The organism is Bartonella henselae str. Houston-1, assembly GCF_000046705.1.
Lineage (GTDB): Bacteria > Pseudomonadota > Alphaproteobacteria > Rhizobiales > Rhizobiaceae > Bartonella > Bartonella henselae.
Genome location: NC_005956.1, coordinates 762,456 through 779,491, shown reverse-complemented (window position 1 = coordinate 779,491; position 17,036 = coordinate 762,456). Strand labels below are relative to the sequence as shown.

Below are 17,036 nucleotides of genomic sequence, written 5' to 3'. Positions count from 1 at the left end.
AAGCCTGTTGATATTTTCTGCCACCGCTGTTTAAAACAACGGTGAACAATATTGAGATGGTGGATGAAGAGAACAATCCCACACAGGCATGGGAACATATGAATGTGGGGATTGTAGTTTCCACAAACAGAAAAATTTAAGGTTGGCATTTACGGCTATTTTTGTACTTTTTACAAAAAGGGCTGTTCAAGCGCTTTTTGACACTGCGCTGTGGGAAGACAACGCCAGGACGACAATTTGGAAGATTGTCTTCTTTAAAAGTATAACACCAATTACTTCTCCCTTTATAACGAAAACCTGCTTGAACCATGCAAGCATCAATGGAGACCATATCATTAGGACTTAGCTTTTGGTTTTCTGGATCGACATCATAAGGGGTTGGCATGCCACATTCTAACAAGGCTTTTCCTACCTCAGTAAAATCAGTAACACTATTTTTCTCCCACATAGCGATGTACCCTGGAGGAGGTTTACCTAAGTTACATCCAACCATGCTTAACAAAACGAACCCGCTTAATAGTTTTAAAATTTGTTTCATTTTTTACTCCATGATTTACTTGAAGGAATTTGTATACTGTGAGGTAGCCCATAATCGTTTTGACATGCTAGATCCGCATGTCCATAACAAGCATGAACATTGGGATAACTCAAAAACATTTTCCATGCTTCTTTCCAAGCATTGCTACCAGGGGGTCTCTTATAAAAAGTAGCAGGATTGCCACCAATCATAATACCAACAAAATCATCTGCATGGTTTTCCAACTCAATAGTAGTTTGTTTGCCATCACTCGCATAACCTAACAGACCAGCTGTAGCTGAAGCATTAGCCGCTGGACCAAAAAATTTGATATTTGTGTTTTTGGCTACCCCATGGACACCTTGTTGTTTAAAAGAATTCAGCGCATTAAAGCCTGTCATACTGCCACGACTATGCGCATCAATATGCAATCCTGTATTACCATAGCGAGACATCAGATCTTTTGCTTCTTGTGTTGAATTGGTCAAACCCCAAAAGTTATTTTCCAGTAACTTCTGATACCCCGCTACCAGAAGTTCTGAGAGAGCCGTATCGGCTTGTGGAAACACCACAAAATAAAGCGGTTCATTTTTATTAACAGCATGTTGCTCGGCATAAACAGCAGCTTCCTCTGGGGGTGTAAAGATACCATTGAACGACACATGCACCTTGCCATCAGAACCAGCTTGCAAATGTTCCTTCTCCTCAGCCGTTAAAGAATGAGATTTCGGAATTTTTTGTCCACGGCTGTCTCTTATAAGATTTCCATTTTCATCTTTGAGATAAATAATATTGCCCTTTTCATCACGCTCCACCACAGCGATGGGATGTTCTTTGATAAACATAGTTTTATAGGCTTCATCACTATACTTAAACCCCTCTTCCAGTAATTGTGTTGCCATTTCACGGTTTTCATGGACTATACGTTCCAACTTTTCTATATCTATTTTTGATACAGCATGATGGGCTGTGGCAGTATCACGATTAAGAGAAGCGATGGTTTGTTCCACATCTTGTCCTGTCAACGCCTTTTGCCCAACCTCATCTGTCAGGATGATGGTGCCATTGCTGATAGCAGCTTTGGTTTGCCCTTCCGCTGAATCCTGCTCTTTTGCGTGATCCAAAACATTTTTAGCGATGTTTTTCGCAAGACCGTATTTGCCCTGATACATTGGGCCACCCGTAGCAAGGCTTAAACCCTGGCTGCTGGCTTGAGCTTTAGCATTGTTGACAATATCACTCGTGGTGATGGTTCCTGTAGTCAAGCTGTTTTTCTCTGCCAAGGCACTACTTTCAATGATGCCATCGGTCAGCGTTGTTTTGTCTTTTACAGTGATCTCAAAGCCTTGCTCATCGGCTTTGATGCCTGATTGTTCTACAACGCTCTTATAATCGCTAGAGGATTTATTCTTTTGGAAAGACATATTGTTTGTAGCTGCATCAGTCTTTTCTTCACCATTATAACCGATAGAAAGGGATTGCTGCTTGCTAGAAATTTGTTCCCTATCACTGCGGCTGGCAATGGTGAGATCACTGCCTACATCCATTTTGGCATGTTTTCCAGAAATCACAGCACCTTCTAGTGCGGTGTTTGCCCCACTGCTGATCTGAACATCGCTTGTACTCACAACATGGCTGTTCTTCTGCTTTACCTCATCACTGGAACCTTTTCCTTTCCTAACAGAAGCATTTCCTATCCACCCTGAGTCATTGGAACTAAAGTTGTAACCAACACTCACCGAACTATTTTGCGAGTTTCTTTGTGTTTTTTTTGTGTTTTGCGCACTTTCAAGCTTGATATCTTGACCCGCTTTTAAGGTGATATTCTCGCTCTGTTCATTATTACTGAGTTGGTAAACTGGATTACTGCCAGCGATGATATCAGCTCCAATACCATAGATACTTCCTTTATCCGCTTGCATGTTCACAGCACGCCCTGCTTTTATGGTATCTGTTACTGCGGTGGAGGTGTGAGAAGAGGCCTCTGCCTTCTTAGAATTAAAGACGGCTGTAATGCTAGTGGAAACATCGGCACCTTGAAGAAGGGCATCTTTTGTTGCTCCACCCTTTACCCCATTGTAAGAATCTTTACCTTTGTTATCGAGATCATAAGTTTTCTTTTCAGCAACAATGCTGTTGCTAACTTTATGTTTTCTATCCCCATTTGTGAAGCATTTTGTTGCATCATTCACGTTCTCTACCGTGCCAACATCAAAAGAAGTTTTAACATTTGCAAAAGACTTTTGATGCATTTCATCTGCCTTGGAGACATCATGACTTTCTGAGATTTTTACATCATGACCAGCATGAATGTTCACATCATGCTCTGCTAAAACATCTGCCGCTTGCACACGCACATCATGATCCGCACTGATCTGCACATCTCTTCCCCCCATGAGATGGGACTGAACCGTGGAATTTTCTCCTTGATTCTTCTTGTCTTTTGCGTAGACAATACCCAAAGTAGGGTCGTTGTGTTTTTTAGTCAACTGAATGGCAAGACCGAAACGTTTTTCTTGAGAATTCGATGAATGATTATTACGGCCATCTTTAACATTGACATTATGGGAAGCTGAAAGGTGCAGTTCCTCACGTGCTGTAAGGTCAGAGCCCATTACATGTACATTGGATTTTTTAGCAGCGATTTTTATATTGCCATCAGCATTCAGAGAAGATCCTTTATATTCAATTATTTCATCGCTTTTTGTTTTGGATTCTTTTCCCCCGATAAACATGAAATTAGAAGTTGAGCCTACACCAAAACCAGACTCATGCTCTTGTGAATGGCTGTTATGATGTTCGCTCATACCATCAATAGAAACACTCTCTCCTATCACACTCACGCCTTTTTTAGTGAATAGTTGAGAGCCTGAAATCACTATATTACCTTGTGATTCAATTACAATGTCACCCTCTGCCTCAAAAGTGGACGAGATGGGTGTTTTATGCACATCAGATTTATGTGAGCGTTTTTTATTTAAAAATGCTTTTTTTATCCACTGTTGTTGTTGATTAAACTTCTCTTCGGCTCCTTTTATGATAATATTATCACCAGATTTAAGAAAAATATTTGCTTTTACCTGATCTTTTGTTTCATGTGCTATATTAGCAAGGAGGGTTGATTCAACAATTTGTATATTTTTTCCAGATTCAAGAGCAACCCCTTCGCCCCCAGATATGTTTGAACCCATAACGTCGCTAACTTCAATATTGTTATGAACTGATTTATCACTACCAAAAAAACCACCCTTTGTGTGGCCTGATATCTTAATTCGTAAACTATTTTCTATATTGGTGATCAGGATATCGTTGCTGGCTTTCATCCCCACCTTACCATCAACGGTAATGGAGCTACCAAGTATGCTAAGGTTATGCGGCTTTCCATCCTGTCCTGCAAAAGCAATGAAATCCCCTTCGCCCTTAATAGATGCCCCAACAGAAACTGATACATGCCTGTCGATTTGAGTGCCTTTACTCTGCAAATGGTATTCCACTTTATCAGCTTTTGCTATTACATTTATTGCCCCTTGTGCACCAAGAGCAATATTACCCTTTGCTTCCATATCGGAAGCAGAAACACGAATATCGCGCCCCGATGTGATAGCCATGCCTTTTCCAGCACTTAAATGAGAGCATTTATGCAACATGAAGCGTGATGTTTGACCATGAGTATAATGATTGATGCTATTGTACGTTGCATCTATAGAAACGTTTCTCTCGGTTTTTAAATAAAGATTATCGTGGGCTTGAACACGAGAGCCTGCAACATTCAAATCTTTAGCTGCTGAAAACGTTATAGAGCCACCAGAGTGTACTTCCGATTGATGCTGTATGACGAAGATATTTTGTCCCATAGAGTTTGTATTAGCAGCAGATACTATAGACAAAATGCCCTCCACTGCTGACAATACCAATGCTCTTCCTGTTGTAATCCGCACCCCGGAGGCTATGACATCTTGCTTGGCTATAACAGCCGCATTGCCACCAACAGAAAGCGCATGAGTGTTTAATACTGTCTCCACGCCTTCAACACTCGTCCGTCCTGATTCAAAACAAATATTGTTATCCGCAAGCAAAACAGCATCATTACCAGCAACAAAATGCCCCCCTTGACCTAGAAGTTGGCTGCTCTTCATCTGCAAGTGATGTGTGGCATTTATCCGCCCTGAATTGGTGATATTTTTAGCAGTGATATTGACATTCTCACCCATGATTAAAGCACTTGCAAAAACAAAGGAAGCTCTGTCTTTTTCGGGGATGTAAAGAACGGGAGCATAAACATCCATGCCCTTTACGCTTTGGCGCACATAAATCACCATGGGTGTTTCGAGAGAAGCCAATTTTTGTTCGCTCAAAGCTTCTCCAAAGGGAAGATTGTTGGCTTTTACATAGTCTGCCCCTACATCTAGCAAGGTTTTCATTTGTTCAACAGCATCCTTACCAGGAATTAAGACCCCTCCTTTGCCTAAACCTTGACCAACCAGATCACGCAATTGCTCTTCAACCAATTGCTTTTCAAAATAAGCATCCCCTAAGAAAAAAATCTCCCTATCAGGATTGTAGCCAATTCTGTTCAAGAAATAGGCTGATCCATAAAATTTACCAACATCAAGGAATTCCGCCCGAGTTTTATAAAGGAAATTTTGTTTGGGCAAGATGTCACCAACACTATCCAATTGAGGTTTTGACAAAGGCAAAGCGCTCCCCTCAGAAAGCTCTCCTGCACCATTGATATCTACTTTCTGGCTAAACAAAGACCCCGCCCCGGTCAAACCATTCAGTATATCCAGTGGATTACCTCCAATCGCTTTTGCTCCAAAATGCGCTCCCCCTGTAATGGAACCTTCGGCTGCCGTATTGTTGAGGGTATTGACCACTAGATTTAAAGTGCCACCCGCTTGAACAAGACCAGAAACCGTATCGAGAACTTCTGAGCCAGTCTGACGAAACGTGCCATTGGCTATATCTAAAGAAACATCACGGCTGCCATCGGAATTATAGGCATAACAATTATCCGTACCTGCCTTACAGCTTAGATAGGTGTTTTTATAAGCTGTTGCCCCTACATTGGTCAGCACACTCGCATAGATATCCGCATTGCCCCCAGCTCTCATGATGCTATAATGATTCTCAATGTTATCAGCGTGAATAATAAGATCACCCGTAGACTGAATCATCCCCTGAACCGCCGGTTTATAAGAAAACGCCTGCGTGACAGTCTTCTCTGTCATATAAGACTGATCATTCCATATATACGTCTGTGTGCGATCTTTGCCATTTTCAGCTGCGATTTGCCACGTAAATGCTTTGTAGACTATTCCACTGTTCAAGGTTATTTTGCCATAGGTTTTTTCTTTGCTATCCCAAAGCTCTTTTTCCAAAATAAATTCTCTGTGCTCAAGAAAAGGGGTATCAATGTACCCTTTGCTCCAGCGATTGGATGTTATTTTGTTCAATAAACCTTCTTTGTAGAGCAAATCGTAATTGTCTGGTCTTTGAAATGAAAGATCGCTATATTCCTTTTTTTCCTTCATTTCCGGTATGCTATCGGCTTCATTTTGCAATGTTTTGGTTTGGATGCTTAAGTTTCCACCTGCCTGAATCAAACCTGCTTTGTTGACAAGAGAAAGGCTCTTTCCTGTGCCCCCCAAATTGGTGAAAGATAAATCACCCTCTGCCACAATGGCACCCAAATCATTCAACAAAGCCCCATCAACTTTGAGCGCACCATTGCCCTTCACATAGATTAAACCCGTTTTGCTGTTGGTCGCATCACCTGTCACGCTGAAGGCTAAATTCTGCCCCGCTGCCAATTGACCACTATTGTGAAGCTTCCCTGTTTTGATGGTAAAATCTCGTGCCGCTAAAACCGATGTTTCCTTATCCGTCATAATCCCTGGAGCTCTAAAAATAATATCTCCACTCCCCCCCTTATCTGTCACAGATTGCAACCGTGCATGCTGAATATCAAGGGCATTGGTGCTTTGAAAGTCTAAACCGCCATAAGTCAATTCGCTCCCCGAAACATCAATATGATCCCCCTTTAAATACAGCGTTTGAGGCGTGTAAATATGAGAACAATTCTTGCTTAAATCGAGAGTGTTTGCTGTCAACCTCACATCCCCCATGGCAGACAGCACATTCTCAACACTAATCCCTCCAGATCCCGATGTCAGTGTTGTGCTGCCATAGCCGATAATCTGATCATAATAAATGTCGTTGCCAGCAAAAAGGGCAATATTTTCACCACTGATAATATGTCCAACCTTTATCCCCCTTTGTGCCCTAATCGAAAGCGAGCCCTTCTCATGCAAAATAAGTTTGCCAAAAACACTCGATTGGACAAAATCTCCCCCTGTCATCAGTGTGCCAGCCTCAAGGTTCCTGACCTTTAAAACAGCATCTTCACCCGTCATCAGAGAAGAAAAATCAACCGCTCCACCATCAATATCTGCCCTTCCATAAGCAATCAGTTGTCCAAAATGAACTCCAGCATCCGGTTGGGTATGAATAGCAACATTATCATGAGATTGAAGAAATTGAGAAACCGAAACCCCGTTATGAGAAACCAGAGTGATCTCTCCCGCTCCATAAATGCTTTCCGCAGCTATCGCACCTCCCACACTTTGGAGATCAACACCCCCATGGCTGCCCAAAACAAGCTTCCCAGCAGCCCCCGTTGCTGCCATATCAACCCCACCGGCTAAAAGATGCGCCCTGATATCACCACCAGCATGTGCTTTTAAATTGCCCCCAGACAAAATAGTGCCACCAATGGTCAGATCACCGCCCGTTGCAAACGCTATATCAGCCCCTGCCCCTAGCCCAGAGACTTTGATGGCTTCGCGCGAAGACAGCTGCATATTGCCTCCAGAGGTCGCTTGCCCGGCAATGGTTAAAAGCCCTTCTTGTGCCTCTGCTATAAAATGACCATCTGCCCCAATGGTTTCTAACGTCACATCTTTTTTTGCCGCAATCTCAATATGCTTTTTGGATGCAATGTGTTTTGCCAACACACTCTGGCTTTTTGATTTCAGAACAACACCCCTATGACCAAAGGCATTCTGTAGTGAGATTTTTCCATCCGCAGAAAGATGTAACTGCCCCGCATTGGCCGCCATATCATGGCGCATGCGAACCCCAACACCTTTTTCTGTCGCAACAAGTTTAATCTGATCCGCCTGGAGAGCCCCCAAAGCAGAACCATCTATCGCATATTCCGGCTTACCAGTAATATCGGTAAGTGCCTTCATTTGGCGAGAAGCATAATCAAAATTTCCCGTACCAGCCGCAACTCCAATTTCCCTGCCCGCAACAGGACCTTCAAAATGCACAGTGCGTGAAACAATATCGACAACATCAACCACCCCTTTGCCTGAAAAAAAATTCGCACCCCTTGCACCAAAAGTGATCTCCCCACCTTTCACCACAAAACCTTTCAAAAAACCAGAAACATCAATTTCTGGAACACCGGTGGTTAATGTCGCATGGGGCGTATTGATAAACCCACAACCATCACAGCTTATGCCATTGGGGTTGGCTATAATCACATCGGCTTGTTTTCCAAAAACTTCTCCTGGACCATTCAACGCACTGCGTTTTCCGCTTGTTACTTCATTTAAAATAACCTTCGCTGAACCAGAAAAACGCAAATGTGGATTGCCAGGTATAATGCCCCCCAATTGCGATTGTCCCACTTCTTGCGCATGATTGTTCCAAATCACACCTACATGGCCAATATTAAAATCATCATATTTATTGTGCGATAAACCGCTGCTGTTGGGGGTAACAATATCAATGGAAGGAACCCCATTGGGGGCTGCCACAATATCTGGACGATGGGCAGAATTCGCCTTCGCATCAACAGAAATTTGCGCCTGTAACGCTGAAGGTGCTAACAAACAAGAAAAACCAAGCCCCCAAAATAAAACCTTCTTGAGCATCGTACTAGAGACTAAAACACCTAATAAAGTCGCTCTTTGGTCTCTCTTCTCATATCTCATGCTTGTACTCGCCATCACTATCCTTAAAGATCCATTGTTAATGTCATTAAAAACGTGCCTGACTTCTTGTGCTTAATCGTGCTCCAGAAAATACTGGAATAACTAGCATCAAGAGAAACCATCCCCCCTGAAAGCTTGACACCTGCTGTCCAACCAGCAAGCTGTTCACCCGTCAAACCATACAAAGCTTGCGAAAAAACACGACCATAGTCCAAACCAACAAAGGGGCGAAGTTCACCAAAAACCTTTTTGAGCGTCGCGTTATTGCTCCACCAAATGGTGCGCAGAAACAGCTCATTACGGATAAAAAAACCGTTATTGCCAAAAATCAAACTCTCGCGCGTGCCTCGAACATTGGAAGCACCTCCCAACGAAATCTGCTCTGCACCCAATAAATTATGCGGTGAATATTGACCACTCAAAAGATTGCTCAATAGAAAATTCCACTCACCAACCTTAAAGGGTGTCATAACGCTGAGTGTGCCGGTAAATTTTGCAAATTGAGGCTCCGCATCCCCCGCTCCTGGAACATGTTTCTTTACAGATTGAAATAAAGGAAGTCCTTGCAAATAACTCACATCAAAGCTCCATGTGCCCCCAAACATCTGGCGAGTATGCAAAATGCCAAAATTAGCTACACTATATTGACGGCTCCCAACCTCTATCTTATTGCCAAGAAGGTAGTTGTTGCTCCTTTTATAGGAAAGACCCACATTCAAAATTGTCAGGGAAACACTATCACGATGAAAAACCCTGCTTGTACTGGCATGTAATTCACTCGAATCCCCCGTCGTCTCAATATCGGTAAAATTGCCAGGAAGAATACTTTGATAATTATAAGCATAGCCATTTAAACCAAAGCTCCAATAACCATAGGGAATGCTCACACTCGCTGAAATGTTATTGCTATGGCCCTCTTGTGTGCTCCCACCCCAATAATCTGATTGACTGCGTTGATAGCTAAAATTCCACGCATCATTGAAACCTAAAATATTTTCTAACGTTAAGCCCGCTTTATAACGCGCATAACCCGTGGAGGATTGTCCCATATTGTCATGAGAAACACCAACCTTGAAAGCTTTACTAGGCCGATTGTTAATATTCACAATGGTGCTACCATCTTCACGACCCGGGAGAAGTTCGCTTTGAGCGTGCCCCGAAAAAAGCCTGTTGATTTGATCAAGCCCCTGTTCAATATCGCGCATATTCAGAATATGCTCTTCCAAACCCGGAAAAGCACTCCAGACAACATAATTATGAGAAGAAGCTGGTAAACCATTGTAATAAATATCCGAAAGCTTGCCCTCAACCACAACAAGTTTGAGCGCCTTGCTGCTTTTGATATCCTGATCTGGGATATAAAAACGCGCCGTGATATAGCCTTGATCCAAATAAATCTTGGTTAACTGCTTGATTAAAAACTGGATATCAGAAAGACCTATACATCTTCCAACATAAGGACCTGTTACAGCTGCTATAGAACTCTTCTTGAGATGATAAACCCCATCAACAATAATATCATGAATTGGAAAGCAGTACCCACTCCCCCAAAGTGCTCTCGGCTTTCCTTCAAAAGGCCTTGTCATGCCTTTAGGCGTTAAAGCACGTAAATTCTCAATGCTTTCCAATTGCTGCTTCTCTGAATATCCGCGAGAAAAATTCTCCGTTGGAGAATGTGGGGATAAAACAGAAAAAGACCGACCATAAACCATTACGCCATGAAACAAGTCAAATAATACAAGGATGGAAAAAAGAATTCTTAAGACCCACTTCTGACCTAACGAGAGAAAAAACATCACAAAATTCCCCTACATTTTATGTTTCATTAAGCATTCCTAAAAAATTGCCATCGCCTAAAAAATTAAATTCCAACAGAAGCCTCTTAAAAATAAAAATGATCACTCCTATATTCACCGCTTTTAAAAGCATGCACACAATCGCATCCCCAATATGAAATATCAGAACGTCCATACCTTGCTTTTCTAATAACTGTAGTAAGATTTGTTCGCTTATATCTTTTACCCTAAATGCTGTTACAAAACCGTCCAGCAAAGCAACATTCAGGCAACTATAAGCACCCTAAAAGAGGCGATTTATTCTTTATCTCCTCTGGAATAATGAATGTGATAGCTATAGAAAAAACCATTATACATTTATTGCCATTTCGTATTTGCTAGTTTTTGTAAAATTTTGCATTGTTTCACTCTTTTCCCTCCTTATTCAAAGTCAGCAAACTTACAATAATCAAATTCATCCTAAAATCGTTTATTAAAAACCTCATTTCCGGTTGCTATCAATATAATTTTACATATTAAAATATATATAAATATACATAACGAATAAATTAAACATATCTATTAACATTTTTAAATATAAAAAATTAAACTTAAAAATTAAAAATATTTATTTTATAAATTCATTATAATATACAATTTATATTTTATTATCTAATTTAAAAAATATCAACATCTAAAAAATTGTTTTTAAAAATTTGATTTTTTAAGTTAAAAATAATAATCTATTTAATAAATAATGTTAAAAATAAAATAAAAAATAAATCAATAAGTTCAATATAGTTATAATAAAAATGCTGCATCTTTGTAAATTTATTTCAAAATGAAAATAATATTGATAATAAATATTTCAGTGCGCTTTCCCTATGAAACAATAGTTTCATCAATATAGATGAAGAAAGACCATCCACTTTTTACAAAACCCTGAAATCTGATAAAAGCTCTTATCCTGCACTGGTATAGTAGAAATTAGGAAGACAAATTTATAACCTGGCTGATTATCGAGAATTACTTGTCGATTTTATCAATATCATTGCTTTATAAGATATTAATAACTTGATTTATAAAGATAATTTATTTCTTTGCATATTGAATGAGAGACCTGAATATTATAAGATTCTCTCATTTCAAATTTATGCATGTTGAATCAATAAAAACCATTCGCTTACGCATCACAAGCCCGATTGTTGTGTGGAGAAAAACTGTCAAAGGCAAGGAATAAAAATCCCTCTCATGAATCATCTCAATGAAAGGACTATAGCAACATTTTGAGCTAGAAAATAGTATGATGATGCCTGCTTGCTGCTTCATTAAGCGTAAAGATAGTAGTGCTCAATGGATTTACCATTATACTATCTAAGGGCGTCATTGCGAAATGGGTTTTTGGGTGCACTAAGAGATGTTTCTTTAAAAAGACATGTGAATTGCCACTCCAATAGCGTTTTGTTTTACATGAAAGATGTGCCCCCCCTAAAAAGAACCCTATAAAAAAAGCGTGAAGTAATGCGTAAACTCCATTATTTAAAAGGCATTGCCGTGAATGCTTTTGAAAGTCGTAAAATAGAATTAAAAATGACGGTAAAGATGGGAATTGTTTTTCACCTTATATCTTTTTATATCTTTTATGCGCTCCCCCAATTAGGCTGTCTTCCTGTTTCAGAAATTACTCAAACAGATAGACGCAATATGATTAAGCAGCCATCATCAGCCAATGACATAATAGATATATCTTCCAAATAAAATGGGGATTAGCAGATTGTTCCTAATCTTGGCTGAACATTATTAAGGTTTTTTCTAACACAATCACTAACCTTTTTTCTTGGCTTAATCCTTATTCATACTCTGGTATTGCTTTTTTTTCCAAAAATTAAAAAGTTTAAGTGCATAAAAGCAAATAATAAGCCAAGAAATCCAACTAGCACCTACGATTAAAATGGGGCGCGTATCATCGAAAAACCATAGCAGAATAAAAATAAAAACCATGAATAAGATAGAAAAAATTGATCCTATTGGCCAAAATGGAATTGGAAATTTTAAACTACATTGCATCTCTTTAGACATTTTAAGTCGCATAAAAATTTGTGAAAGTAATATCATCACCCAAACAAAAACTGTTGCAAATGTTGCCATTGCTGCAATGAGAAAAAAAAGCCGATCATGATAAAAGTAATTCAGAATAACGCCAAGAAGAAAGATGATGAAAATCAGTAAAATAACAAAAATGGGTATACCGTTTTTTGATAAATATTGAAACTTCTTCAAAGCATAACTTTCTTGCGATAACCCATATATCATGCGACCAGCACCATACATTCCACTATTCATTGCTGAAATGGCAGCTGTAACAACAACAACATTCAGAATATTAGCTGCTGATGAAATTCCAAGACTTTCAAAAATTGAAACGAAAGGACTCTCCATAAGGCCAATTGCATTCCAAGGATAAAGTGCCATCAAAATGGTTAAAGTCATAATATAAAAGAGTAAAATCCGAATCGGAGTAGAATTAATAGCCTTTGAAATCGTTTGATGAGGATTTTGCACTTCCATCACCGCCATCCCGATGATTTCTATGCCACCAAAAGCAAAGATAACAACACTAAAGCAAGCAAAAAAACCAAACCAACCATTGGGAAAAATACCACCATTTTTCCATAAATTATCAACACTAACTGCAGAGGAAATTGTACTTGTACCCAACCCACAGAAGATAATCGCTATTCCTAAAATAATGATAGCAATGATAGCAATAATTTTGATGGAAGACAGCCAAAACTCTAGCTCACCATATACTTCTACTGCTGCCAAATTAATACCGGTAATGATTAATGTAATGCTAAGAGCCCATATCCAAGGCGCAACATCAGGATACCAAAATGCCATATAGGTCGCAAAAGCTGTGATATCAGCCAAACCAACAAGAATCATCTCAAAAACATATGTCCATCCTGTTAAAAAACCAGCCAACGGTGATATATAATTTGCAGCATAACGAGCAAAAGAGCCGGGTAGTGGATTATGAATAATCATCTCACCTAAAGCCCGCATAACCATAAAAACAGCTAAACCAGCAATACAATAAGCAATCAAAACACTTGGACCAGCAAGCTTGATGGCTTGTGCAGATCCATAAAAAAGACCCGTCCCAATAGCAGAACCAAGGGCTAAAAAGATAACCTGGCGCTTGCTCATACCTCGTTTCAGTTCATTTGTTACCATTTTTTCCCTTATTCACTGAAATTTTGATAAAATCCACACTTCAACACCAGCTCTATGATAAATAAAGCCTTATGTTTCTTTCACGAATATATTTAAAAATCATCGAATATCGGCCAATTAGACATTTTGTCCTAGGCAATGAAAATACTTTTATTGTGAATTATTTAGCTTTTTATAGCCTACAACTTTGTATCATTTTATTTAGATGAAAGTGGTAATAAAATTTTTTATAATCGTTATTTAATTCATTTCATATTCTCTATTTTTTGCAAAAAAATATTAGCTTTCATGCAATATTCATTCCCATACTTCTTTTTTGTGTACTGAAACAGAAATTCAAAAATTCGTAACGTACTAGTTGAGCATAAGTACACTAAAATTTAAGCAAACTCTCTCTTATTTTTTAACTCATAACAATAAAAAACTATACACGGTATCGTATAAAACAACTTCGAACACCAATGCAATAGCTTAATCAGTAATAAAGTGAATCTCTCCAATCTTCAAAGGCTTGAGAAAACCTAGTCCCTACCCATCTCTTAAAAACTCCAACCATCTTAAGTGCAAGTGTTCCAAGGAAAATAGCTATTGCAGTAAAAATAACCTTTTCAGCCTTTTGTTTGATAATAGATCTATCATTTTCTCTAGCATTTTGACTTGAAATACCAATGAACACTCTATTTGTCGCCTGAACAAGAATATCTTTCTCTTGTGCAACCATGATCATAAAAGTACTCTCTTGAGAACGACATCTCCAAAGATTTGCATTAACCTCTACAATTTGTGAAAAACAAAAAATAACTGCCATTAAAATACGTAATATGCTGTTCATAAACATGTATTTCCCTCTATTTTGATTTTTTAAACTACAAATAAATAATACGAAACTCATCAAGTATCTACAAAACAAGAATAATAGATAATAAAACTATTCTCTTTAATTAATGGAATACACATAATATAATTTTGTAAGGGTAAAGAAATACAGGATGAAAATCTATAATTTGTAGCTTTCTATCAAGTAGGCTAAAAAGGTTCGTAAAAACTCTTGGGAAAGCAGTCTTCCAAATATTAGCTTTCATAAACTAGTGCTTATAAATCATATCACCATGAAATATAATATTAGGAAGATAACTGAACACAAATACCCAACATATATCACCACTTAAATGAATATACATTCATTTAAGTATGCAAAATATCATTAATTCCACACATGTTGTATGAGCAAATCCAAAAATTAAATGCCTCTCCTTCCTGCTTGCCTCAAAATAAATATTATTTTGGTTTTAATTGTGGAAAAATTGTTTCTGATAAAACGGATAATAAACGCCCTTCACTCACAAGGATATGCGCTTTATGGAGATCTGATGCCAGATAACGATCTCCCTTCAAAGTATCAATATTTTTGCGGAGATATTCCATAACAGATTGCAATAAGGAGCTTGTTTTTAAAGGAGCCCGATATTCAATTCCTTGTGCTGCAACAAGCGTTTCAATACCAATAATAGTAAAAAGATTTTCACTCATTGCTAACAATCGACGAGCACCATGGCAAGCCATTGAAACATGATCTTCCTGATTTGCTGAAGTTGGAGTTGAATCAACCGAAGCAGGATGCGCCATTTGTTTATTTTCAGACATTAAAGCTGCTGCTGTTACTTCAGCAATCATAAAACCCGAATTAAGACCTGCATTTTTGGCTAAAAAAGCTGGAAGCCCATAAGAAACCGCTGGATCCACCATAAGAGCAATGCGCCTTTGAGAAATTGATCCTATTTCACATAATGCAAGAGCGATCTGATCAGCAGCAAATGCTACAGGTTCAGCATGAAAGTTTCCACCCGATACAACTGTATCGTCACTTAAAATCAATGGATTATCTGTGACTGCATTTGCTTCAATAATCAGTGTTTTTGCTGCGGCTATAAGAAGATCAAAACATGCACCCATAACTTGTGGTTGACAACGTATACAGTAAGGATCCTGTACACGGTCATCATCACGCAAATGTGCAGCGCGAATTCCTGAATCCTTTACGAGCTTTTCTAATGTTTCCGATACCACAATCTGTCCATAATGGCCCCGTAAAATATGGATATCAGGATGAAATGGTGCTGTTGATCCCATAAGAGCATCGGTTGTCAATGCTCCTGCAAGAAGTCCACCACATAATGCCCGATAACCTCGAAAAAGACCTGCAAGAGCAAGTGCTGTTGATGTTTGAGTGCCGTTAATAAGAGCCAAACCTTCTTTTGCCTCTAAAGTAATAGGACACAATCCTGCTTTCTCTAAAGCGGCAATCCCACTCATACGAATATTCTGAAAAAACGCTTCTCCCTCTCCCATCATAACAGCGGCCATATGAGCAAGTGGTGCAAGATCACCTGATGCACCAACAGACCCCTTTTCAGGGATGACAGGAATAACCCCATTTGCAAGCATATTTTCTAGCAATTGCACCAATTCTAGACGAACACCTGAAGCCCCTCGCCCTAACGAAATGAGCTTTAAAGTCATCATTAAACGCACAATATTTTCTGCTAAAGGCACCCCTACACCACAACAATGTGATAAAATAAGATTTCTTTGTAAAACAACCACATTGTCTGCATCGATTTTAATCGACGCCAATTTACCAAAACCGGTATTGATACCGTAAACTGGCTCACTTCCAGCAGCAATTTTTGCAATGCGTTCTGCTCCCTTCTTGATAGCAAAATGCGTATCATGATGAAGTTTGCTTACTTCACCATTCCAGTAAACAGCTTCAAGTTGGCTAAGTGTTACTTTGCCCGGATTTAGTACAATAGTCATAATTTTCCTTCTCGCTCATTTATAGACTTAATACTGCTGCTCATTTATTTATCAAACAAAAAAGTAACTTTGCTCTTTAACACTTATGCGACAATTAAAATTGCTTAGATGAACCAATTCTGCCCATCCTTTAAATCTGCTCAATAACGATATTCGTACATTTTTCTTTCTATAATTTCACGAAAAGTAAAAATATTAAGATATGTATGCATATCAATTCACGAATAATTTTTATGAAATTTTCAATGCAATATTATAAGAATACCCTCATCATGCTCATAATAAAGAAAGATATTGAAAACAAAATTCCTGAATTCCAATCTGCTTCCTAAAATAACTAAAAGAGCAGTTTTATCTCATAAATTAAAAAGCATTTTTATTCATACAGAATGTAATGTCTCTATAAAAATAACAAAAATTACAGCAATTTTTTTCATTAAGCCCCCCACTTTCTAGATTTTAATAATCAAAACAATTAACCATAATGGCTTTAGAAAAAGCAATAAGCTCTATCTTTTTAAAATAAAAACAATCTATTATCAAAAATCAAGACCCATTACAAAAATGATAAAAAATGAAATGAAAAAGCTTGGTGCACCCGACAGAATTCGAATCTGTGACCTCTGCCTTCGGAGGGCAGCGCTCTATCCAACTGAGCTACGGGTGCTTATCACTGGCTACTAAAAT

At 38.7% G+C, this 17,036-nt stretch carries 7 protein-coding genes and 1 tRNA gene; 1 reads left to right on the top strand and 7 read right to left on the bottom strand.

What is annotated here, in order from left to right; all coding sequences use genetic code 11:
• Positions 1-136 precede the first annotated feature (136 nt).
• Genes AYT27_RS03395 through AYT27_RS03385 form a run of 3 tightly spaced genes read right to left on the bottom strand, consistent with a single transcriptional unit; the run spans position 137 to position 10,316 of the window.
• Positions 137-538 (bottom strand): hypothetical protein, encoded by a 402-nt coding sequence (locus AYT27_RS03395; RefSeq protein ID WP_011180578.1) that lies wholly within the window; start codon positions 536-538, stop codon positions 137-139.
• Positions 535-8,520, bottom strand: a complete 7,986-nt coding sequence (locus AYT27_RS03390; protein WP_041583391.1) for a hemagglutinin repeat-containing protein — start codon at positions 8,518-8,520, stop codon at positions 535-537. The genes AYT27_RS03395 and AYT27_RS03390 overlap by 4 nt, the downstream gene beginning before the upstream one ends.
• A gap of 23 nt (positions 8,521-8,543) precedes the next feature.
• A complete protein-coding gene (locus tag AYT27_RS03385; RefSeq protein ID WP_041583390.1) occupies positions 8,544-10,316 on the bottom strand; it encodes a ShlB/FhaC/HecB family hemolysin secretion/activation protein in 1,773 nt (590 codons plus the stop codon).
• 1,500 nt (positions 10,317-11,816) lie between these two features.
• Here AYT27_RS03385 and AYT27_RS03375 point away from each other — a divergent pair.
• Positions 11,817-12,053, top strand: coding sequence for a hypothetical protein (locus AYT27_RS03375; RefSeq protein ID WP_049784544.1), 237 nt, complete (start codon positions 11,817-11,819; stop codon positions 12,051-12,053).
• 84 nt (positions 12,054-12,137) lie between these two features.
• Here the strand turns inward: AYT27_RS03375 and AYT27_RS03370 are convergent, their stop codons facing one another.
• The 4 genes from AYT27_RS03370 to AYT27_RS03355 all read right to left on the bottom strand — a co-directional run bounded on the left by AYT27_RS03370 (position 12,138) and on the right by AYT27_RS03355 (position 17,016).
• Complete coding sequence (locus tag AYT27_RS03370) at positions 12,138-13,532, bottom strand: amino acid permease (RefSeq protein WP_011180575.1); 1,395 nt, start codon at positions 13,530-13,532, stop codon at positions 12,138-12,140.
• Positions 13,533-14,007: 475 nt separating this feature from the next.
• Complete coding sequence (locus tag AYT27_RS03365; RefSeq protein WP_011180574.1) at positions 14,008-14,370, bottom strand: hypothetical protein; 363 nt, start codon at positions 14,368-14,370, stop codon at positions 14,008-14,010.
• Between the two features lie 440 nt (positions 14,371-14,810).
• Entirely contained in the window at positions 14,811-16,349 is a 1,539-nt protein-coding gene (gene hutH, locus AYT27_RS03360; protein WP_011180573.1) for a histidine ammonia-lyase, read from the bottom strand.
• Positions 16,350-16,939: 590 nt separating this feature from the next.
• Positions 16,940-17,016: transfer RNA gene (locus AYT27_RS03355), tRNA-Arg, on the bottom strand.
• Between the last annotated feature and the right edge of the window lie 20 nt (positions 17,017-17,036).

What these genes read in the sequence shown, in the direction of transcription:
- AYT27_RS03385 (WP_041583390.1), bottom strand. Translation starts at nt 10,316, where the DNA reads ATGTTTTTTCTCTCGTTAGGTCAGAAGTGGGTCTTAAGAATTCTTTTT.
- hutH (WP_011180573.1), bottom strand. Translation starts at nt 16,349, where the DNA reads ATGACTATTGTACTAAATCCGGGCAAAGTAACACTTAGCCAACTTGAA.
- AYT27_RS03390 (WP_041583391.1), bottom strand. Translation starts at nt 8,520, where the DNA reads ATGAGATATGAGAAGAGAGACCAAAGAGCGACTTTATTAGGTGTTTTA.
- AYT27_RS03375 (WP_049784544.1), top strand. Translation starts at nt 11,817, where the DNA reads ATGCGTAAACTCCATTATTTAAAAGGCATTGCCGTGAATGCTTTTGAA.
- AYT27_RS03395 (WP_011180578.1), bottom strand. Translation starts at nt 538, where the DNA reads ATGAAACAAATTTTAAAACTATTAAGCGGGTTCGTTTTGTTAAGCATG.
- AYT27_RS03370 (WP_011180575.1), bottom strand. Translation starts at nt 13,532, where the DNA reads ATGGTAACAAATGAACTGAAACGAGGTATGAGCAAGCGCCAGGTTATC.
- AYT27_RS03365 (WP_011180574.1), bottom strand. Translation starts at nt 14,370, where the DNA reads ATGTTTATGAACAGCATATTACGTATTTTAATGGCAGTTATTTTTTGT.